The organism is Companilactobacillus bobalius, from assembly GCF_002179915.1.
Lineage (GTDB): Bacteria > Bacillota > Bacilli > Lactobacillales > Lactobacillaceae > Companilactobacillus > Companilactobacillus bobalius.
Genome location: NZ_MYFM01000002.1, coordinates 191,375 through 212,949, shown reverse-complemented (window position 1 = coordinate 212,949; position 21,575 = coordinate 191,375). Strand labels below are relative to the sequence as shown.

Annotated in this window: 20 protein-coding genes; 6 read left to right on the top strand and 14 right to left on the bottom strand. The window is 36.1% G+C overall.

Translation table 11 applies throughout. The features are described from left to right. Position 1 precedes the first annotated feature (1 nt). Positions 2–559: an aminoacyl-tRNA hydrolase gene (gene pth, locus LKACC16343_RS04050; RefSeq protein ID WP_056954395.1), complete on the bottom strand. Its 558-nt coding sequence runs from the start codon at positions 557–559 to the stop codon at positions 2–4. 146 nt (positions 560–705) lie between these two features. On the opposite strand from pth, the gene LKACC16343_RS04045 reads away from it, so the two are divergent. Both LKACC16343_RS04045 and cbpA read left to right on the top strand, forming a co-directional pair. Then, a complete protein-coding gene (locus LKACC16343_RS04045; RefSeq protein WP_054642429.1) occupies positions 706–1,689 on the top strand; it encodes an L-lactate dehydrogenase in 984 nt (327 codons plus the stop codon). Positions 1,690–1,804: 115 nt separating this feature from the next. After that, positions 1,805–2,467 (top strand): cyclic di-AMP binding protein CbpA, encoded by a 663-nt coding sequence (gene cbpA / locus LKACC16343_RS04040; protein WP_025084391.1) that lies wholly within the window; start codon positions 1,805–1,807, stop codon positions 2,465–2,467. A gap of 95 nt (positions 2,468–2,562) precedes the next feature. Here the strand turns inward: cbpA and LKACC16343_RS04035 are convergent, their stop codons facing one another. From LKACC16343_RS04035 to LKACC16343_RS04010, 6 genes are all read right to left on the bottom strand, one after another. Beyond that, positions 2,563–2,778, bottom strand: coding sequence for a hypothetical protein (locus LKACC16343_RS04035; RefSeq protein ID WP_087721262.1), 216 nt, complete (start codon positions 2,776–2,778; stop codon positions 2,563–2,565). A gap of 70 nt (positions 2,779–2,848) precedes the next feature. Next, complete coding sequence (locus LKACC16343_RS04030; RefSeq protein WP_256970552.1) at positions 2,849–3,484, bottom strand: DJ-1/PfpI family protein; 636 nt, start codon at positions 3,482–3,484, stop codon at positions 2,849–2,851. Positions 3,485–3,534: 50 nt separating this feature from the next. After that, positions 3,535–4,647 (bottom strand): alanine racemase, encoded by a 1,113-nt coding sequence (gene alr, locus LKACC16343_RS04025; protein WP_056954393.1) that lies wholly within the window; start codon positions 4,645–4,647, stop codon positions 3,535–3,537. A gap of 1 nt (position 4,648) precedes the next feature. Continuing rightward, positions 4,649–5,008: a holo-ACP synthase gene (gene acpS, locus LKACC16343_RS04020; protein ID WP_056954392.1), complete on the bottom strand. Its 360-nt coding sequence runs from the start codon at positions 5,006–5,008 to the stop codon at positions 4,649–4,651. Between the two features lie 280 nt (positions 5,009–5,288). Further along, positions 5,289–6,830 (bottom strand): degradosome RNA helicase CshA, encoded by a 1,542-nt coding sequence (gene cshA, locus LKACC16343_RS04015; protein ID WP_056954391.1) that lies wholly within the window; start codon positions 6,828–6,830, stop codon positions 5,289–5,291. 83 nt (positions 6,831–6,913) lie between these two features. Continuing rightward, positions 6,914–8,278 carry a UDP-N-acetylmuramoyl-tripeptide--D-alanyl-D-alanine ligase gene (locus LKACC16343_RS04010; RefSeq protein ID WP_056954390.1) on the bottom strand — a complete coding sequence of 455 codons (1,365 nt, stop codon included), beginning with the start codon at positions 8,276–8,278 and terminating at the stop codon, positions 6,914–6,916. A 92-nt stretch (positions 8,279–8,370) separates the two neighbouring features. On the opposite strand from LKACC16343_RS04010, the gene LKACC16343_RS04005 reads away from it, so the two are divergent. Beyond that, the gene (locus LKACC16343_RS04005) at positions 8,371–9,603 is read left to right on the top strand and encodes a multidrug efflux MFS transporter (protein ID WP_056954679.1); all 1,233 of its coding nucleotides are present in this window, start codon (positions 8,371–8,373) and stop codon (positions 9,601–9,603) included. A 42-nt stretch (positions 9,604–9,645) separates the two neighbouring features. Here LKACC16343_RS04005 and LKACC16343_RS04000 read toward each other — a convergent pair whose 3' ends face one another. From LKACC16343_RS04000 to LKACC16343_RS03970, 7 genes are all read right to left on the bottom strand, one after another. Then, positions 9,646–9,894, bottom strand: coding sequence for a type B 50S ribosomal protein L31 (locus LKACC16343_RS04000; RefSeq protein WP_056954389.1), 249 nt, complete (start codon positions 9,892–9,894; stop codon positions 9,646–9,648). A 100-nt stretch (positions 9,895–9,994) separates the two neighbouring features. Continuing rightward, positions 9,995–11,443: a ribosomal protection-like ABC-F family protein gene (abc-f, locus tag LKACC16343_RS03995; protein WP_087721261.1), complete on the bottom strand. Its 1,449-nt coding sequence runs from the start codon at positions 11,441–11,443 to the stop codon at positions 9,995–9,997. Between the two features lie 110 nt (positions 11,444–11,553). Continuing rightward, positions 11,554–13,050 (bottom strand): ribosomal protection-like ABC-F family protein, encoded by a 1,497-nt coding sequence (abc-f, locus tag LKACC16343_RS03990; protein ID WP_056954388.1) that lies wholly within the window; start codon positions 13,048–13,050, stop codon positions 11,554–11,556. A gap of 258 nt (positions 13,051–13,308) precedes the next feature. Continuing rightward, positions 13,309–14,583, bottom strand: coding sequence for a UDP-N-acetylglucosamine 1-carboxyvinyltransferase (locus LKACC16343_RS03985; protein ID WP_054642421.1), 1,275 nt, complete (start codon positions 14,581–14,583; stop codon positions 13,309–13,311). 40 nt (positions 14,584–14,623) lie between these two features. Next, entirely contained in the window at positions 14,624–16,237 is a 1,614-nt protein-coding gene (locus tag LKACC16343_RS03980) for a CTP synthase (RefSeq protein ID WP_056954386.1), read from the bottom strand. Between the two features lie 165 nt (positions 16,238–16,402). Next, a complete protein-coding gene (rpoE, locus tag LKACC16343_RS03975; protein WP_056954385.1) occupies positions 16,403–17,050 on the bottom strand; it encodes a DNA-directed RNA polymerase subunit delta in 648 nt (215 codons plus the stop codon). Between the two features lie 46 nt (positions 17,051–17,096). Further along, positions 17,097–17,537, bottom strand: a complete 441-nt coding sequence (locus LKACC16343_RS03970) for a YwiB family protein (protein ID WP_056954384.1) — start codon at positions 17,535–17,537, stop codon at positions 17,097–17,099. Positions 17,538–17,592: 55 nt separating this feature from the next. Here LKACC16343_RS03970 and LKACC16343_RS03965 point away from each other — a divergent pair, with 55 nt between their 5' ends. From LKACC16343_RS03965 to LKACC16343_RS03955, 3 genes are all read left to right on the top strand, one after another. Beyond that, a complete protein-coding gene (locus tag LKACC16343_RS03965) occupies positions 17,593–18,399 on the top strand; it encodes a lipoate--protein ligase family protein (protein ID WP_056954382.1) in 807 nt (268 codons plus the stop codon). After that, positions 18,399–19,739 carry an HD domain-containing protein gene (locus LKACC16343_RS03960; protein ID WP_056954381.1) on the top strand — a complete coding sequence of 447 codons (1,341 nt, stop codon included), beginning with the start codon at positions 18,399–18,401 and terminating at the stop codon, positions 19,737–19,739. The genes LKACC16343_RS03965 and LKACC16343_RS03960 overlap by 1 nt, the downstream gene beginning before the upstream one ends. A gap of 137 nt (positions 19,740–19,876) precedes the next feature. Continuing rightward, a complete protein-coding gene (locus tag LKACC16343_RS03955) occupies positions 19,877–21,571 on the top strand; it encodes a glycerol-3-phosphate dehydrogenase/oxidase (protein WP_056954379.1) in 1,695 nt (564 codons plus the stop codon). Positions 21,572–21,575: the final 4 nt, after the last annotated feature.

Sequence of the window (21,575 nt, the reverse complement as noted above, 5' to 3'; positions counted from 1 at the left end):
TCTAATTATATTTATTCATTAATTGATCAATGCTACTACCGGCAACCCAATCTTTAACCATATCAACTGCCTGATCGATACCTGATAAAGCTACTGGTTCTTGATCTTTACTGAATGGTGTCAACACCCAATTGACTACTGTTTGACGATCAGGATGTTGTATACCAATCTTAATTCGTTTGAAATCTTTAGTACCCACAGCAGAGATTATACTCTTAATACCATTGTGACCACCAGCAGAACCCTTTGTCCGTAATCTGACTTTTCCGATAGGCATATCTAAGTCATCTTGAATTACCATCATTTCCTCAGGTTTAATCTGATAATATCCCATTAAAAAGTTAACAGCGCGACCAGATTCATTCATAAATGTGAGCGGTTTAACTAGAAAAACCGTTTCTCCATCGACTTTGAATTTGCAGTATTCAGCCTCAAAATCCTTTTTCATTTGTGTTTGACCATATTCATCCATCAATCTATCGATGGTCATAAAGCCCATATTATGCTTTGTACGATCGTATTTCTTTCCTGGATTTCCTAAGCCAACAATTAGTTTCATATTTAATATACCTCATTTCGAACTTACATTATATCATGTCAAAAATACTATTTTTTCACTTTTTTCACAATCAGCTTGTTTATTTACCTTAATTATTTGTATAATGGGTCAGGAACATATTATTTTCGAAGGGATGATATTTTATAATGACAACTCCAACAAACGAAAAGAACCACCAAAAAGTACTTCTAGTTGGTGACGGTGCTGTAGGTTCAACATTCGCCTATGCTATGACACTTCAAGGTATTGCTCAAGAACTAGTTATCTGTGATATCGCTAAAGACAAGATTAAGGGTGACGCAATGGACCTTGCTGATGCAATTCCATTCTCATTCCCAAAGAATATTCACGCTGGTGAATATTCAGATGCTAAGGATGCTGATATCGTTGTTATCACAGCCGGCGCTCCACAAAAACCAGGTGAAACAAGACTTGACCTTGTTAACAAGAACTTGAACATCTTGAAGACAATCGTTGATCCTATCGTTGAATCAGGATTCAATGGTATCTTCGTAGTTGCTGCTAACCCAGTTGATATCTTGACATACGCTACTTGGAAACTTTCAGGCTTCCCTAAGGAACGTGTAATTGGTTCAGGTACATCACTTGATACTGCTAGATTACAAAAATTCGTTGGTGAAGAATTAGATCTTGACCCTCGTTCAGTTCATGGTTACATCATGGGTGAACACGGTGATTCAGAATTCGCTGCATGGTCACATCTAACAATCGGTGGCGTTACAATGGCCGAATGGATGGAAAGCCACCCAGAAATTACTAAAGACACACTTGACAAGATCTACAAGAAGACTGTTAACGCAGCTTACGACATTATCAATACTAAGGGTGCTACATTCTACGGTATCGGTACTGCTCTTGCAAGAATCTGCAAGGCTTTGCTAAGCGACGAAAACACTGTTCTTCCATTATCAAACATGATGAGTGGTCAATATGGCGTTTCAGACATCTATATCGGTTCACCTGCTATTGTTAACCGTAAGGGTCTAAAACAAATTATCGAAGTTCCATTGAATGATGAAGAATCAGCACAAATGAAGAAATCAGCTAAGGAACTTGAAAAGATCCTTAAAGATGGCTTCGAAGCTACAGGTATCAAGGGTCGTCAATAATCCTTAATGCATGTATAAAAAAGACTGAAACAAATGAAAATTTGTTTCAGCTTTTTTTTTATTCTGAATTACTGTATTATTAATTCAATTATAGATAGATTGGATGTGAATATATATGTTAGTTAAGTCACTTGTACTAAAAAAGGACAAGCTTACGACAGTTAAAGAAACTGTCACACTAGAGGAAGCATTAAAAGTCCTAGAAGACTCAGGTTTTCGTTGTGTGCCAATTTTGGATGAAAGTGGACAAATATTTAGGGGTAACATTTACAAGATGCACATCTACCGTCACAAATCACGTGGCGGCGATATGAGCTTACCTGTAACTACACTTATGAAGAATGCTACTAAAACAATCAGCGTAGACTCACCTTTCTTCAAAGTATTCTTTAATATTAAGGATTTGCCTTACATTGCTGTTCTAGATGAAAATAATTTATTTTATGGAATCTTAACTCATGCAAGACTTCTCAGCATGTTATCAGATGCTTGGAACCTCGATATTAGTAGTTACGTTTTGACTGTTAGTTCTTCCGGCGACCGTGGCGACCTAGAAAAGATGTCAAAAATCTTTGCTAAATACGTTTCTGTAGCTGCTTGTATGACTTTGGATGCCAAATCAAACGAAGTTGTACGAAGAACTCTATTTACTTTACCATCAGGTACTGACATCGATACTTTAAAGGAAATTATCAAACGTCTTGAAAAGAAGAGTTTCGTAGTTTCAGAAATCGATGATTTGAAATCTGGTAAAATTCTAGATAAGAATACACTATAGTCCTTATCTAAAAAATATTTCTAAAACAAAACCTTTTCTAAAAACAAAACCTAAAAATCCGTTCTAGTTGAACTACGTCAACTTGAGCGGATTTTTTATAGTCTTTTGATTTTAAACGCTGGTTCAACACGATAGCGATTCAATTCTTCATCAACAGGGTGACTTTTGAAATACTGTAATTGATATTCCTCCATCAAGTCTCGTTGAAACCTGTCAACATAAGGTTTGTTACGATCAACAAGAATTTGATACCTCTTATACTCACCATTTTGCATGAATTTATACCATTCTTCATTAATCACGGTTGACACTTCTTTCCCTTTTTCTAAAATCTCAACCAGAGAATACTACTATTTTCATTTATGTAACAATTATTTGCGTTTAATTTTTATGGAATCCCATTAATCCTTTAACCTTTTCAACATTGTTTGCGTTGGTTAATCTCTCTAATAACCAAAAAGCCACATCTAAAGCCGTTGCAGGTGAAGATGAAGTCACAATATTATTATCCACAACTAATGGTTGGTCACGTACTACTGAAACTCCCATTTGAGCTAATTGATCTTGACGAGGATTTTCAGGATAAGAATAGGTTGTTGCTTTTCTGCCCTTCAAAATGCCACTATTACCGAGTGCCAAGGCCGCAACACAAATTGAAGCAATTGGTTTATTCTGAGAATCGAACTCACGAATCACATCACCAAACTCTGTACTGAAAGCATCTTGATAGAAACCTGCCTCCTCAAATCCTCCTGGTATAGCTAAAGCATCGTAATCCGCTAAATTGATTTCTGACAATTGACAATCAGGTATATTGGAGTATCCCCATGTACACTTCAATTGTGGATGCATCCCCACAGATACTAGTTCAGTCGTCTTATCACCTTCAAATAAGTTCCAACCTAATACATCGGTAAAGACACTGGCCTCATAAGATTCGAATCCGTCTGCTAGTAACAATAATGTTTTTGTGATGATGATTTCCCCCTCGTTATTTAATATTAAAGAATAAAGCACTAACAAAAAAATTCAAGTAGAAATTGTATTCTACTTGAATTTTTATTATTTTAATATTTATAAACTCGAGGTAATCTTTCACTCAAGCAGCAAAGAATTTCATAACTGATTGTTCCAGCATACTTTGATGCATCCGTTGCTGTAATCTCTTCATTGCCATCTTTACCAATCAAAGTAACCTTTGTACCAACTGGTAATTCCTTAGGCAAGCGAACCATGAACTGATCCATGCAAACACGACCAACACTCTGACAACGTTCTCCGTTGATCAAAACATCGCAGCCCTGCATTCTTCTCAACCAACCATCTGCATAGCCGATAGGAATTGTCCCGATCCACTCGTCTTCTTTACTAGTGTATGTAGCTCCATACCCAACGCTCTGTCCAGCTTTGATCTTTTTAACAAATGTGAGTTCTGAATACAAACTTAAGGCAGGTTCTAGTTCATATGGTAATTTCGTAATATCAGTTCCTGATGGATTCAAGCCATACAAGGCCAAACCATATCTCACCATATTGACAGCCAAATCTTTGTGCCACAAAGCTGTAGCGGAATTAGCACAATGAACATAAGTGAATTTAGTTGGTAAATCACTAGACATTTCTTTGAAATTCTTAACCTGTTTTTCAAAATAACTTTCATCAGGACTATCAGCAGTTGCAAAGTGTGTAAATAATCCTTCTGGGATAAATGCTTCTTTGTGCTCATTTAAATAGTTACATGCTTCAATCAAACTATCCTTATCTTGGAAACCAATTCGACCCATACCACTATCGACAGCAATATGAACTTTCAAATTAGTAACTCTTAATTCCACAGCTACCTTCAGCCAATCTAAACTACCGACTGTTAACGAAATATCGGCACGTGCGGCCACTTTAGCATATTCTACGGGAACTATACCCAAAACTAAAATAGGTGCTGTAACGCCACTATTTCGAATCTCTAGACCTTCATCTAATGAAGCCACACAAAGTCCAGATGCTCCAAATTCAATTTCAGACTGAGCGACTTTAACTAAACCATGACCGTAAGCGTTAGCTTTTACAACAGCAAAAACCTTTGTTCCTTCAGGAACAGCCTCTAGTTCATTTTGTAAATTTCTCTTTAACTTTGATAAGTCTACTTCAACATAGGCTGGACGATGAATTGATGGTAACATTTTACTTCTCCTCCTCTAGAATAACCTCAGTTATTACTAGTTCATCTGTATCTGATATTGATACATGAATATTACCTTTGAAAATTTCAGTTTTAATATAAGGTTGACCTGATTCATGATTCAAAACGCTCAAATCATGAAATCCTATTCCGCGAAGGCCAGTACCCATAGCTTTCGTAAAGGCTTCTTTTACAGAAAACCTTCCTGTTAAGTATGTCATCTTAGCCTTCTCAGTATTTAGGTTATTAAAGACTTCAACCTCATCTTCATTCAAAATTTTCTCTAAAAATCGAGGGTGACGACCATAAATCTTTCGTACACGGTCAATTTCTGCAATATCTATACCTAATCCTTTGATCATATTTTTTCTCGCAATCCATTTTTTTAATTAATAAATTGAAAAGTTTTCAATTGAAGTAAAGCATAGTTTTCAATTTTTTGCAGTTTCAATCAGCAATTAAATTAAAATTTGTTTGATTTAAGCTTAAATCATAGCATTTTTAGGCAACTTTTCAAGTTTATCGAGTTTCAACCATCTCGGCAGGTCTATTTTACTGTAAAAAAAAAGCCAAAGTAAAATAATTTACCCTGACCTCATTATTATAATTATATTTTCAATAATTATAATTCATATTCATTGATTATAGATTTGTTCTGATTTTGAATGACTTTTTGCTACGACCATTACGTTTGTTGTCATGTTCGCGGCGCTTGCCACCCTTGTCATCATGATGTCCATCACGACGATCACTATTACGACGTCTGCCATTACCACTGCCACCACGGTGATCTCCACCACCACGATGTCCGTTGAACTTACCACGACGACCGTGACCTGAGCGACTGTGACTTACCTTACGTGAAGGAAGTGGTCTTTCAGGAGCAATCTTAACAGGAACACTTTCAGCATCCTTGATTGATTCGCTTAAGAAAATACGAGCGATATCTTCGGCAGAATAATCTGCTAACAATTCTTGAACAGCTGAATCGAAACGATCCAAGTGTTTGTCATGTTCCAAAGTATCTTTAATATCTTGCTTAACTGATTCCAATTGTCCTTTAAGAACTTCTTTATCAGTAGGTTGAGCAAGTGGTTCCATACGCTTCTTAGTTAAGTTTTCAATTGTACGTAGGTAGCCCATTTCATTTGGTGTAACGAATGTTACAGAAACACCAGAATGTCCGGCACGACCTGTACGGCCAATACGGTGAACATAACTATCAGGATCTTGAGGAATATCATAGTTATAAACATGTGATACACCTGAAATATCCAATCCACGAGCAGCAACATCAGTTGCAACTAGGAAGTCCAACTTACCAGCTTTAAACTTACGTAAAACGCTAGTTCTCTTATCTTGTGACAAGTCACCATGAATACCTTCAGCATTGTAACCACGAGCTTGTAAGCCACGTGTAAGTTCATCAACACGACGCTTTGTACGACCAAAAATCAAAGCTAATTCTGGTGCTTGAACATCGAATAAACGAGTCATCAAATCAAATTTTTCAAATTCTTTGGCTTTAACAAAGTATTGATCAATCTTATCAGCAGTCAATTCTTTTGACTTGATCTTAACGATTTGAGGTTCTGTCATAAACTTATCAGCAATTTTCATGATAGGTTTTGGCATTGTAGCTGAGAATAACAATGTTTGATGTTTGTTTGGAACGTTTGAAAGGATACTTTCAATATCTTCAACGAATCCCATATCTAACATTTCATCAGCTTCATCAAGAACAACGGTATTAACGTTGCCAAGTTTCAAGGTATGACGGTTGATGTGGTCAAGCATTCTTCCGGGAGTACCAACCACGATCTGAGGGTGATTCTTCAAGGCACGGATCTGTCTTCTAATATCTGATCCACCATAAACACTTTGAACCTTAACCTTCTTGTCACTACCTAAGCGGTAAAGTTCTTCTTGTGTTTGAATAGCTAATTCTCTAGTTGGAGAGATAATCAATGCTTGAATGTTACTTGATTGAGTATCAACGGCATTTAAAATTGGTAAACCAAAGGCTGCCGTCTTTCCTGTACCAGTTTGAGCTTGGCCAATTACGTCGGCCCCACTCATAACTAGTGGAATAGTTTGAGCTTGGATGGGTGTTGTTTCTTCGAAACCGGCTTCATTAATAGCGCTCAGTAATCTGGGATCTAAATCTAATTCTTTAAATTTCACAAATGTCCTCCATTTTTTAAAACACGATAAAATAACAATCTATCTACTTTACCATGTTTTATAAACAATCACAATTGACAAGACTAAATTAGTTCATGTAAAACGTTTTCTAAATGAATTCCATGGCTACCCTTTAATAAAATCGTGTCATTGGGCTGTAATTCTTCTTTTAATTTTGTAGTTAATTCTTCTAACTGACTCTTTTCAAACCAGAAAAGATCGTTTGTATCATATTTAGCACTAAGTTTGTTGCGTAAATACTTCATATAATCGCCAACAAGATAAACTTTGGCAAAATCTTCTTTGTTAATATGACTTGCTAAAGACTCGTGAAGTGTTTCCGATGCTTGACCTAACTCTAGCATATCGCCTAAGACAATCAATTTACGACCTGTAGTCTTAATATCTTTCAAACTGTTAAGTACTTCGATGGCTGCAGTTGGATTAGAGTTATAAACATCACTCAAAATATCAGCGCCATTTTCAGCTTTCATCCATTCAGTACGGTTGGCTGTTACAAATAAATCCTTCAATGCTTGTTGCATAGCTTCTGGTTTAATATGGGACATTTTACCTACTAGCATTGCGGCTAAAGCATTATTGACATTGTACTCACCCATCATTGGTATTTCAAAATCTATTTCAGGCCACAAGTTAGTCTTAAAACTAGTTGTTGTTTTACCAGGATTAATTTCTGTCGCATACAAATCATTACTGTCATGATTACCAAAAGTTGCTTGTCTTTGACTTACCTTTTCAGCGCGCTCTAATAGCAGTGGTTCGTCCCCGTTATAAACGAAGGTTCCATCTTCATTAAGGTGATCGACGATTTCCATTTTTGCATCAGCAATTTTATCTCTAGTGCCAAAAAATTCAATGTGCGCTTCACCAATCATTGTAATAACGGAAATATCAGGGTTAGCAATATCGCTCAAATGGTCGATTTGACCAGGACGATCCATTCCCATTTCGACAACTAAAACTTCAGTATTAGTTGGCATATTCAAAATTGTGTATGGCACACCAATTTCATTATTGAAGTTTTGTGGAGTTTTAGCAACATTATTGCTTGTGCTTAAAATCTTAGCAATCATATCTTTAGTCGTTGTCTTACCGTTACTACCAGTCACAGCAACAACTTTAGGATTGACTTTCTTCAAATAATATTTAGCTAAATTCTCAAAAGCTTCTGAAACATTTTTTACAACAACGTAAGGTACTTCGTCGTTAGGAATTTCGTGATCACTTTGCCAAATAGTAGCACTGATGCCATTCTTAATTGCACTATTAATAAACTCATGTCCATCACGTTCCCCCTGCAATGGAAAAAACAAATCACCAGTTTTAGCTTTACGACTGTCAAAACAAACCCCTGTTATTTCAACGTCTTCAACGTTGTCACTTTCAATTTTTAATGCAGAGTAAACTTCCCTTAACTTCATCTTCATAGAAAAACTTCCTTAATTTGAAAAAATAATTTTATAATAAGATATAAACAAAAAAAGAGTATACTAAGATACTTAGAAAGGATTTGATGTATATGACATCTAGTACAAGTGATACTCCTGAACCGAATAATTATTGGAAAAAGAATCTAATAGTTTTATGGTTTAGTACTTTTGTATCAGGTATTGGCTTTAGTATGATTACACCTTTTATGCCATTATACATTAACCAGTTAGGTAATTTCACAAAAAGTCAACTTGTGATCTGGAATGGTATTGCCTTTTCATCGACCTTTTTAGTCATGGCAATTATTTCTCCTATTTGGGGTAAGATTGCTGACCGTCGTGGTCGAAAATTAATGCTAATTCGAGCTTCACTTGGCATGGCGATTGTTATTTTCCTACAGGCCTTCGTAACTGCACCCTGGCAATTAGTTGTTCTAAGACTCCTTCAAGGTGTCTTTTCTGGATTCGTTAGCAATTCCAACACATTAATTGCTTCAACAGCTCCTAGATCTGAAAGTGGAAAAGCCTTGGGTACTTTAAATACCGGTGTTATCTCCGGTACTTTATTAGGGCCACTGGTCGGCGGTGTAATTGCACAATATTTTGGTTATCGAATTCCCTTTATGATAACCGGTTCTCTACTTTTCATTGCTTTCATCTTGGTTACTATCTTCATCAAAGAAGATTTCAAACCTATTCCCAAAGGTGAAGAGGAATCAACGAAGGAAATTTTCCACAAGTTGAAAAATCCTAATCTCATTTTGGCAATGTTTGTCACAACCATGATTATTCAGACCTCTAACAACTCAATTAACCCGATCATTAGTTTGTACGTTAAACAATTAATGCACAATTCTAGTCAGGTCACGTTGGTAGCTGGAGTCGTTGCGGCGATGCCAGGTATTGCTAATATTATTGCTGCGCCTAGATTTGGTGCTCTAGGTGACAAAATTGGGACGGGGAAAATTTTAGTTGGTGGATTAATTTTTGCCATCTTAGTTTACATTCCACAAGCCTTTGTCACTAACGTTTGGCAGTTGGCTGCTTTGAGATTCTTAGTTGGTGTTTCCGATGCCTGCTTAGTTCCTCAGGTTCAGACAATTCTGGCCAAATATACTGATCCAAAGTACACTGGTAGAATCTTCGGATATAATCAGTCATTCCAATCAGTTGGTAATGTCTGTGGACCACTCTTAGGTTCTTATATCACCAGTGCCTTAAGTTATTCTGCTGTCTTTATCAGTACTAGCGGTTTAGCCTTAATCAACTTCATTTGGGTTTATACACACTTGAAATCAAAGAAAAGCAAAGTCAAAATATAAAGCTTTGCAAAAAAAATAAGCCATCCATTCGGATGACTTTTTTTACTTGTTTGACAAGCCATATTTCTTGTTGAAACGGTCGATACGTCCATCTGCTTGAGCAAACTTTTGTTTACCAGTGTAGAAAGGATGTGAATCTGATGAGATTTCAACACGAATTAATGGATATTCGTTACCTTCGAAATCAGTTGTTTCTTTTGATTCAACAGTTGAACCAGCTAAGAACTTCTTACCTGTTGATGAATCCATAAATACAACTTGATGGTAATCTGGGTGAATTCCTTGTTTCATTCTATGTCGCTCCTTTGCCATAAATCTTTTACAGAAATATAGATTAAATTACTAACAGTGTCTAATAATATCATGAGTTACACAATTATTCAATACCATTCTAATAATGTAAGTAAACCTTGGCACTAGAAACCGCATCAATTAGATCTTGATCGTGATCGATTAACAACATCGTTGGATGTTGTTTTTTTATTGCTTCAATAATTTGTTGACGAGTAATCACATCCAAGTAATTCAAAGGCTCGTCCCAGAAATAAAGATTAGCCTCTTCTGACAAACTAACTGCCAATGCGACTTTTCGACGTTGTCCCTGACTCATTTGTTCAATCGGTTGTTCAAAGAGATAGCGTTCAAAGCCTAACTTACGTAAATTGGAAAAAATTAATTCAGGCTCGATTTGTTTTTGTTCCGCCAATTGTCTGATAGTACCTTGCAATTCATTGTCTTGACGCAGATAAGAAATTTTTAACCTTTTAGCCAATTGGATATCTCCACTCTGTTCAAAAAAATGAGACAATCCTAAAATACTTTTGACGATTGAACTTTTTCCAATTCCATTGGGTCCCATTAGTGAAATAACTTGATTCACTTCTATTTTAAAATCAACTTTAGGAATCATTATTTTATCCCTTTTCAAGGATAAATCAACTACCCGTAGAGGGACCTTAGGATACTTTAATTCTTGATAATTAAATTTTAATGGATCTTCAATTTCAATATTCTTCAATAAAGACTGCTTCTCACTTACCGATTTATCAATTCGTTTCAGAACGTGTTGGGCCTTCTTCATCATCTTTCTAGCAGTACTATCAGGATTAACTTCCGATTCCAATGCCCAATTTTTTCGTTCATTAGCCGTGACTTTTAAACGATTAATATCTTTTTGCAACTGTCTCTTTTGAGATAATTCTCGTTCATCCTGATAATTCTTTTGCTGTTGCCAAGTATCAAAATTTCCCTTATAAACCGAAATTTCGTTTCGATCAATTGATATTACGTGATTAATCACTGGATTTAAAAAACTTTTATCATGACTTATAACTATAAATCCCTTTTTACCTTTTAAGTAATTAGCTACTGTTTTTCGACCTTCAATATCTAAATGATTCGTCGGTTCATCAAGCAATTGAAAACCTGATTCATCGAGAAATAGAATAGCCAACAACACTTTAGTTTGTTCACCAGGACTTAAATTAGAAAATTTTCGTTGCAAAACATCCGCATCAACTTGCAACTTTTCTAATTCAATTTCAATTTTCCAAAGATCGTAATCTTCTAAATGTGCTAAATTCTTAACTACTTCAACGGTTGGCACATTTTTATCAACAACCGTCTGTGGATAATAATAAAAGTTCAGATTAGAAATTATTTCCCCTGAAAAATTTAATTGTCCCATTATCATCTTTAATAATGTTGTCTTACCACGGCCATTACGTCCTATCAGTCCCAATTTCCAGGACTCGTCTATTTTCAAATTGATTTTGCTGAAAAGATCTGTTGCCATTTGATCATATCTAAAACTAGCATCTTTTATTTGTATTGTTCCCATAAGAAAAATACCTCCGATGTAGTCAAAGGATTACTTGGACTACATAAATTTATATGATGAATTAAAAAATTTTTTTCTCAACTTTAAAACTCCCTTTCGTTCCCACATGATTATTTATGTAGTTCAATTCTTTTACTAGAAACTGAATCAATTAGGTCCTGATCATGATCGATTAACAACATCGTTGGGTGTTGTTTTTTTATTGCCTCGATAATTTGTTGACGAGTAATTACATCTAAATAATTCAAGGGCTCGTCCCAGAAATAGAGATTGGCCTCTTCTGACAAACTAACTGCTAGTGCGACTTTTCTACGTTGTCCCTGACTCATTTGTTCAATCGGTTGTTCAAAGAGAGCGCGCTCAAATCCTAACTTACGTAAATTAGAAAAAATCAATTCTGGTTCAATTTGTTTTTGTTCCGCCAATTGTCTGATAGTACCTTGCAATTCATTGTCTTGACGCAGATACGAAATTTTTAAATTATTTGAAACATGAATTCGCCCAGTTTGTTCAAAAGGCTGTGATAAACCTAGAATTTGTTTAAAGATAGTTGTTTTGCCAATTCCATTAGGTCCAATTAAGGACACCACTTGATCTCGTTTCACTTTAAAATCAACTGTTGGCGTCACAATATTTTTATGTTGTAATGTTAAATTTTCTACCTGTACGAATACGTCAGGATGCGATAATTTTTCGTAATTTAGTTCGATAGGGGCTTCTATCTCGATATTTTTCAACAAAGTCTTCTTCTCATCGATAGCCGAGTTGACCCGATGTTCAGCTGTTTTAGCTTTTTTCATCATCTTGGCAGCCTTAGTACCAATGAATCCCTTATCCAAATGCACTTTTTCAGTGTAATGCTTTCTGTTCTTATGCGATTCAGTTTGTCTGGACCAATTCTCACGTTTAACCGCTGTTTCATGAAGTCGATTAATATCTTTCTTCAACTGCTCCTTTTCGGCTAACTCTGACTGATCTTGACGTTCTTTTTGTTCTTGCCAAGTATCGAAATTTCCTTTGTACACCACCACATCACTACGATCAATCGAAATGACATGATCAATTACTGGATTTAAGAAGCTCTTATCATGACTAATCACAATAAAGCCCTTCTTACTCTTAAGATAATCTGAAACAATCTTTCTACCCTCAATGTCTAGATGATTGGTTGGCTCATCAATTAATTGGAATCCCGATTCATCAATAAACAAGATTGCCAATAATACTTTAGTCCGTTCACCTGGACTCAAGGTTGAAAATTCTTGTTGCAAAACATCCGCATCAACTTGCAACTTTTCTAATTCAATTTCAATTTTCCAAAGATCGTAATCTTCTAAATGCGCTAAATTCTTAACTACTTCAACGGTTGGCACGTCTTTATCAACAACCGTCTGTGGATAATAATAAAAATTTAAATTGGAAACGATTTGTCCTTGATACTGTAACTGTCCTAACAACATCTTCATCAAAGTCGTTTTTCCACGACCATTACGGCCGATTAAACCTAGCTTCCAACTCTCATCAATCTTTAAATTTAAAGCACTGAATAAGTTATCCACCATTTGATCATATTTAAAACTGACATTTTCTATTTGAATTGTTCCCATAAAACAACACCCCACTTAAGGTGCGGGTCAGATCGACTTGGTTTGTTCATTTTTTTCGACAAAAAAAGAGAACGCTAAACAGCGTTCCCTAATTTACTTTTGGGAAGCACTGTTGAGAATTTAAGCCGAGCCAAACTACACACCATATATTTCTATACTTGTATAATTTTGAACTCTAGCTTATTTTCTCAACGGCGCACTTCCTCTCTTGTATTAAACTATCACTTAATTTACCAATTTAAATCTTTAAAGTCAAGACTAAACTAAATCATCTTCACCAATCAGCTTAACATCGGCATTTAAACAATGTAATTTCCAAACAACTTGATCATAACCACGTAGAATATTTTCAGCATGATCAATCACTGTTTGACCATCGGCCAATAAACCAGCAATCATCAAGCAAGCACCAGCTCTAATTTCATCAGCACTAACATTAGCGCCCTTCAATTGAGCCCCACCGTGAACAAAAATCAAATCATTTTCACTTGTGATATTGGCACCCATCTTAGTCAATTGAGAAATATGTTTTACTCGTTTGGGATAGATGGTGTCAACAATCATTGCTTCACCACTAGCTTTCATCAGTAATGGTGTAATTGGTTGTTGCAAATCTGTGGCAAAGCCAGGATATGGCATTGTCTTGATGTTAACAGCCTTTAGATTGGGAGATGGTTTCACGTAAATACTATCTTCACCAACTTCAAGGTTCACACCCATTTCATCTAATTTAGCTAAAAAGGCATCCAAATGTTCACTGATGATATTCTTTACCAAAATATCGCCACCATTTGCTGCAGCTAAACTAAGATAAGTCCCTGCTTCAATACGATCTGGAATAATAGTATGAGCATTATTCGAACGTAATGTATCGACACCTTCAATACGAATTGTTTCGGTACCTACGCCACGAATAGTTGCTCCCATATTGTTCAAGAACGTTGCTAGATCAATGATCTCGGGTTCCTTAGCAGCATTTTCAATTATAGTTGTTCCTTTAGCTTTAACAGCAGCAAGAATCACATTAATTGTTGCACCAACTGAAACCATATCTAAAAAGATCTTTGCTCCTTTAAGACCTTCTTCAGGAGCTGTAATAATGATTTGCCCGTGTCTGTTCTCAACGTGTGCACCTAGTGCTTCAAATCCTTTAATATGTTGATCAATTGGACGTGGTCCAATATCATCCCCACCTGGGAAACCAACAACAGCCTTACCAAAACGGCCTAGCATTGCTCCCATAAAGTAATATGAAGCTCGCAAACTACTAACTTTTCCACTAGGCAATTCAGCAAATTGGATATTAGTTGGATCAATTTTTAATACATCATTATTCATTTCAGAAGTAACGTTCATATCTTTTAAAATTGAACGCAAGTTTTTTACATCTCTAATTTGTGGTACTGAATCTAACACTACAGGTGTATTAGACAAAATAGCAGCTGGAATCAAGGCTACAGTACTATTCTTAGCCCCGCCAATTGTTACTTCACCTGATAATTTCTTTCCACCGTTGATTACAAGTTTTTGCATAAGCTTTTTCCTAACTATATTTGACTACTTCAAGAGAAGACTACATGTTGTCTTCTTCAAGGCCTGAAGCTGCACCGATAAAGCCTTTGAATAGGCCTTCTGGCTTAGTAGGTCTTGACAAGAATTCTGGATGGTATTGAGCAGCAATGAAGAACTTGTTTTCAGGAATTTCGATAACTTCAACCAAGTGGTTGTCTGGTGAAACACCTGAGAATACTAGTCCAAGATCTTCAAATTGTTTACGATATTCATTGTTAAATTCATATCTGTGACGATGTCTTTCTTGGATAACTGATTGATTATCATAGGCAGCAGCTGTCTTTGAACCTGGTTTTAACTTACATGGGTAAGCACCTAAACGTAATGTACCACCACGGTCTTCAACATCTTTCTTGTCTGCCATGATATCGATGATCTTGTGTGCTGCATCTGGATCAACTTCACCAGTTGTAGCATCCTTGATACCAGCAACATCTCTAGCAAATTCAATACTTGCCATTTGCATACCTAAACATAGTCCAAGATATGGCACATCATTTTCACGAGCATACTTAATAGCAGCAATCATACCTTCAAGGCCACGACTACCAAAACCACCTGGTACTAGAATACCATCAGAATCTTTAAGATAATCGGCTACATTGTCATCATTGATAAGGTCAGCTGAAATCTTTTCGATCTCTATCTCTGTATTATAAACATATCCAGCAGAACGAAGTGCTTCAGTAACAGAAATGTAAGCATCTTGTAATTTTGTATATTTACCAACTAGAGTGATCTTTGTCTTATGCTTCAAGTTGTTAACACGGTCAACCAATTTATGCCAGTCTGTCATGTCAGCTGGTTTTGTATCTAAGTGCAAGTAACGACATACAATGTCATCAAAGTTTTGAGCTTGTAAGTTCAATGGAACATCGTACAATGACTTAGCATCACGTGATTCGATAACGGCTTCAGAATCAACATCACAGAATGATGCAATCTTGTCTTTCATGCTTTGTGGCATTGGAAGTTCAGTTCTAACAACCAAGATATTAGGTTGAATACCGATACCACGTAATTCTTTAACACTGTGTTGTGTTGGCTTTGTCTTCATTTCGCCAGCTGCCTTCAAGTAAGGTACTAGTGATGTATGAATATAAACAACATTCTCTGAGCCAACTTCGGCCTTCATTTGACGCAATGCTTCTAGGTATGGTTGTGATTCAATATCACCAACAGTACCACCAACTTCAGTAATAATAACGTCTGAATCTGTTGTAGTTGCAGCACGCATAATTTTTTGTTTGATCATATCTGTAATATGTGGAATAACTTGAACAGTTGCACCGTTATAATCACCACGACGTTCGCGACGAATAACTTCTGAATAGATCTTACCTGTAGTAACGTTTGAATACTTGTTCAAATCGTTATCGATAAATCTCTCATAATGTCCAAGATCAAGGTCAGTTTCTGTACCATCGTTTGTAACAAAAACTTCACCGTGTTGATATGGGCTCATTGTTCCTGGGTCCACATTAATGTATGGATCAAATTTTTGCATTGTTACCTTAAGTCCGCGATTTTTTAGCAATCTACCAAGGGATGCGGCAACGATTCCCTTACCTAATGATGAAACGACTCCACCTGTAATAAAAATGTATTTAGTCATAACTTCCTCCACATATTAATTCTAGGGATTTCTTAACTCACAAAAATAAAAAAGTTCCCCATTCAGCATGAACAGGGAACTTAAAGTTGTCTATCTAATAGAGCCCGAACTATATAATACCGTGATATGTTCGAGTCGTCAAACTTTTAATTCAAAAAGTTCAACTTAATTTTCGTCATCATCGTCGTCGTCGTCATCGTCATCATCATCTTCGTCGTTAAGATCGATGTCTTCATCGTCATCATCGTCCGCGTCAAATTCAGATAATTGACCTTCGATACCGTCGTCTAATCCTTCATCATGGGGATCATCGTCGTCATCATCAACTGATGTTAAATCTGAGTTAGTAAATTTAGATAAGTCAGGGCCATTATCTGAACCATCGCTATCGTCATCATCGTCCATCTCATTAACATCCAAATCACTGTCATCGTCATAGTCGACAACATCATCATCTTCATCATCGTCACTCAAGAAGGCATTAACCTTTTGAGCAGCTTTATGAGCATTTTCTGTACCATTATCCTCAGGATGATTTACTTCTTCATCAACTGAATCATATGGATACCACTTACGTAAGCCCCATACATTCTCACCCAATGAAAGAAAACTACCATCATTATTTAAATCTGTGTAAAATTGTGGAAGTGATCTCTTGATGTCCTCATCCGACTTGCCTAAGTAGTCTTGTATTTCATTAACGATATCAGAAAAGTTCATGACTTTCTTGTTATTCTCGTTAAGAATCTCGTATGCAACCTCAATCAATGAGAGTTCGTCTTTATTTTGATCCTTGAATTTATCAAACTTCAAACGTGTACACGTCCTTTCGCAGCGTCTTACTTATAATCATATCTACCTATACGCCAAAAATCAATCTAAACTTATAATTACCTATTACATTATTGTCGTAAATCAAATCATAATCAATGTTTATTTTTCCTGAAAGTGGTTTACTTACGATTTCGACTTTTGAGTCTTTGGTAAATGTATCTAGTGGTAGAACACCATATTCTGTTTCCAATTGTCCATTATTATGCTTCTGATGTGTAAAATATAAAAGTGAAGACAAATTAGTCGATTTGGCAACACGTTTGATATGAATTTCACCGTCACCGCCAACTTTTACTAAGATGGATGCATTCGCACCATTTTCTAGACTTTCATTGAACCTTAGATAAATTGATTTACCCATTTGAGTGAACTTACCTGGTTCAGCAATCTTCGTTTTCGTTAAATTGCCTGACTGTAAAGTCTCAATACTCAAATTCACATTTACATCAATACTATTATTTTCCAATCCTTACCGCCTCTACATGATAAAATTATATTAATTAATTAAAAGAAGTGATTAAGTGAACAATACTATTATATTATACGACCAAAAAATAAGCTCTAGCAAAGATCTGCTTGTTCCTTTTTCAGATACTGGGGCTATTTTAAAATTTGTTTCCGAAAACAATCAACCCGTAATTCATTTTTGGGTTACGCCACCAACAGTTATTTTAGGTATGCAAGACAAACGTCTCAATAACTTGTCAGCCGGTCTTGAAATGTTATCAGAAAAAGAATATCTTTTCTACCTTCGTAATTCCGGTGGATTAGGTGTCGTCACCGATGCTGGCATTCTTAACTTCTCTATCTTCTTGCCAGACAAGGATAATCTATTGATTGATGATGCTTATGAAAAAATGTTCACTGTCCTCAAAGAAAGTTTTTCTTCCAAAATAAAAACTGGCGAGATCAGTGCCTCTTATTGTCCAGGAACATACGACCTCAGCATTGATCAAAAAAAATTTGCTGGTATCTCTCAACGAAGAGCCGGAAATGCTGTTGCTATTATGGCCTATATTAGCGTCAACGGGCAACAAAAAAATCGCAGTCAATTGATGAAAGATTTTTATGAAATTAGTAATTATCCTCTAAAAAATGGTTATCCGCAAATAGATATTCATTCGATGGAAAACCTTGATACTTTGTTGGGATACGATCTCTCAATTGAACAAGCCAAGCAAAAGATTTTAGCTACCATAGCTAAAATATATACTATTAGTAAAGAGGAATTCTTCATTATTCAGAATTCTCTACCATATCAGAAAGCCTACAATGCAACTTTAAAAGATTTAATCAAACGTAATCAACAAATACTGGGGGAAAAATAATGTCATACCATATCGAAATGTTACCACGTGAAAAAGTTTTCCGCGATCCAATTCACAATTATATTCACGTACAACACAAAGTAATTTTAGATCTAATCAATACTAAGGAATTTCAAAGACTTCGTCGAGTTAAACAACTTGGTACAGCCTCATTCACTTTCCACGGTGCAGAACATTCTCGTTTTGGCCACTGTATCGGTGTTTATGAAATAACCCGTCAAATCTGCGATAATTTTCAAAGAAATTATTCCACCAAAACTCCTGGAGATGGACTCTGGGATGACAACGAGCGAATCGTTGCTCTATGTGCTGCCCTTTTGCATGATGTTGGACACGGACCATATTCACACACCTTTGAACACATCTTCAATACCGATCATGAAATGTGGACTAGAAAGATCATCACGTCACCAGAAACTGAGATTAATCAGGTTTTAAAACAAGTTTCTGATGATTTTCCTGAAAAAGTCGCTAGTGTAATTTCTCATACTTATCCTAATCCTCAAGTTGTTCAAATGATTTCTAGTCAGATTGACGCTGACCGTATGGATTACCTACTTCGTGACGCCTATTTCACAGGTACTAAATATGGGATGTTCGATTTAACTAGAATCTTGCGAGTTATGCGTCCTTATAAAGATGGAATCGCCTTTGATTACGATGGGATGCATGCTGTTGAAGATTATGTTTTGAGCCGTTTTCAAATGTATCAACAAGTTTATTTCCACCCCGTTTCTCGTGGTATGGAAGTAGTTTTAACTAAACTGCTACAAAGAGCTAAAGATTTATACGAACATAACCACATGAATGGTTTTGAAATGCCTAGTCTCCTGATTCCTTTCTTTGAAAACAAAGTTAATATTGATGACTATTTACTTTTAGACGATGGCATTCTCAATACCTACTTTACTCTTTGGCAAAGTTATCCTGACGAAATTCTCAAAGATTTGTCTTACCGCTTCCTTGCACGTAAACCATTTAAATCAGCCAAGTACGATAAAAAGACTAAACACTTATTGCCAGAAATTGCTGATATCGTTGAAAGTGTCGGTTTCCAAAAAAAGTACTACACCGATACTAACACTAGTTACGATTTACCTTATGATGTTTACAACCCTAATTCCAACAAGAGTCGAACTCAGATTGAGATCATGCAAAATGATGGTTCACTAATTGAACTATCCACTATCAGTCGTTTAGTTAAAGCTTTGACCGGTAAAATTTCTGGAGATGAACGTTTCTACTTCCCTAAATCAATGTTGATGGAACATTCCGATGATATCTTCAGTAACGAATATGATGAATTTCAAAAGCATATTTACAACGATACGATTATTTAACTCATAGCGCTTTCATATTTTTGAAATTTTAATTAAAATAAATGTATTAAATCTCTATTTCACTCGTGCAATTCTTATTCAGTGAGATTATGATTATTTTGAATTCAATAATCAGCATCTATCGATTGGAGGACAACATGAAAGAATTTTCAAATAATACAAGAACCAAGAATCTACAAGATATGCAAGCTAATGAACTAGACCTACTTGTTATTGGTGGTGGTATCACTGGTAGCGGTATTGCTTTGGACGCTCAAAGCCGGCATATTCAAACCGGTTTAGTTGAAATGCGTGACTTTGCTTCCGGAACTTCAAGCCGTTCCACCAAATTAGTTCACGGTGGTTTAAGATATTTGAAACAAGCAGCTATCAAAGAGGTTCACGAAGTCGGCAGTGAACGTGCTATTGTTTATAACAATGCTCCTCAAATCACTACCCCATTGAAAATGATGTTGCCTTTCTACGATGGTGGAACTTTTGGTCCATTCACGACCGCTATCGGTTTAGATGTTTACGATCGATTGGCCGAAGTAAAATATTCTGAACGTAAATATATGTTGAAACCACGTGACACCATGGAACGTGAACCATATTTGAAATCAGAGAATCTCAAGGGTGCTGGTGTTTATGTTGAGTACCGAACTGATGATGCACGTCTAACTTTGGAAGTTTTAAAAAAGGCCAATGACCTAGGTGCTAAAATTGCTAACTACGTTAAAGTTACCGGCCTGCTTTACAATGACGACAAACGTGTTTGCGGTGTGACCTATGAAGATCAAATCAATGGTGAAATTGGTGAGATTCATGCTAAAAAAGTTGTTAATGCTTGTGGTCCTTGGGTTGATGAGATTAGACAAATGGACGATTCTAACAAAGGAAAACATCTCCATTTAACTAAGGGAGTTCACTTAGTTATTGATCACAACAAATTTCCAATTTCTAATTCAATCTATTTTGACACTCCATTCCATGACAATCGTATGATGTTCGCCATTCCTCGTGAGGGTAAAACTTATATTGGAACAACCGATACCACTTGGACTGAAGATCCTAAAGAACCAAATATCACAGCCACCGATGTAACTTACATTTTGGCCGCCGCTAATCAAATGTTCGACCTACCTCAATACCTAACACCAGATGACATCGAAAGTGGTTGGTCCGGTGTCAGACCATTAATTCAAGAAGAAGGCAAATCCCCTTCCGAAATATCACGTAAAGATGAAATTTTCCAATCTGACAGTGATTTATTATCAATTGCCGGTGGTAAATTGACTGGTTATCGTAAAATGGCTGAAAAAATCGTTGATCGAGTAGCTCAACAACTATCAGTCGAAACTAATTACGATTTTCAACCAGCACAAACCAAGAACCTAACACTTGGTGGAGGCGATGTTGGTGGTGAAGAACACTGGATGGACTTTTTCGATAAAGCTGTTCATGAAGGCATCACTAACTACAATCTAACACGAGATGAAGCTGAAAAGTTGGTTCAACGTTATGGTTCCAATGTCGATGCTATTTATCAATTGTTACCAGAAACCAAAACAAAAGCTCGCCTACCTAGAATTGATTGGGCAATGTTAAATTATGGTTTAGAACACGAAATGGTAGAACACCCCATCGATTACCTATTGCGTAGAAGTAGCCAAATGCTTTTTGATATAAAACATATGCGTTCTATCAAGACACCAGTCATCGAATGCATGGCTAAATATTACGATTGGGACGATAATACCAAACAAGCAATGACTGATGAAGTTGATACCAAGTTGGCCTTAACCGATTTAAGGGATATTAAGAAAAAGTATGCACAGTATATTAACAAATAAACTG

Coding starts and splice junctions, on each gene's coding strand:
- pth (WP_056954395.1), bottom strand. CDS start 559: ATGAAACTAATTGTTGGCTTAGGAAATCCAGGAAAGAAATACGATCGT.
- LKACC16343_RS04045 (WP_054642429.1), top strand. CDS start 706: ATGACAACTCCAACAAACGAAAAGAACCACCAAAAAGTACTTCTAGTT.
- cbpA (WP_025084391.1), top strand. CDS start 1,805: ATGTTAGTTAAGTCACTTGTACTAAAAAAGGACAAGCTTACGACAGTT.
- alr (WP_056954393.1), bottom strand. CDS start 4,647: ATGTTACCATCAATTCATCGTCCAGCCTATGTTGAAGTAGACTTATCA.
- acpS (WP_056954392.1), bottom strand. CDS start 5,008: ATGATCAAAGGATTAGGTATAGATATTGCAGAAATTGACCGTGTACGA.
- LKACC16343_RS04010 (WP_056954390.1), bottom strand. CDS start 8,278: ATGAAGATGAAGTTAAGGGAAGTTTACTCTGCATTAAAAATTGAAAGT.
- LKACC16343_RS04005 (WP_056954679.1), top strand. CDS start 8,371: ATGACATCTAGTACAAGTGATACTCCTGAACCGAATAATTATTGGAAA.
- LKACC16343_RS04000 (WP_056954389.1), bottom strand. CDS start 9,894: ATGAAACAAGGAATTCACCCAGATTACCATCAAGTTGTATTTATGGAT.
- abc-f (WP_087721261.1), bottom strand. CDS start 11,443: ATGGGAACAATACAAATAAAAGATGCTAGTTTTAGATATGATCAAATG.
- abc-f (WP_056954388.1), bottom strand. CDS start 13,050: ATGGGAACAATTCAAATAGAAAATGTCAGTTTTAAATATGATCAAATG.
- LKACC16343_RS03985 (WP_054642421.1), bottom strand. CDS start 14,583: ATGCAAAAACTTGTAATCAACGGTGGAAAGAAATTATCAGGTGAAGTA.
- LKACC16343_RS03980 (WP_056954386.1), bottom strand. CDS start 16,237: ATGACTAAATACATTTTTATTACAGGTGGAGTCGTTTCATCATTAGGT.
- LKACC16343_RS03960 (WP_056954381.1), top strand. CDS start 18,399: ATGTCATACCATATCGAAATGTTACCACGTGAAAAAGTTTTCCGCGAT.
- LKACC16343_RS03955 (WP_056954379.1), top strand. CDS start 19,877: ATGAAAGAATTTTCAAATAATACAAGAACCAAGAATCTACAAGATATG.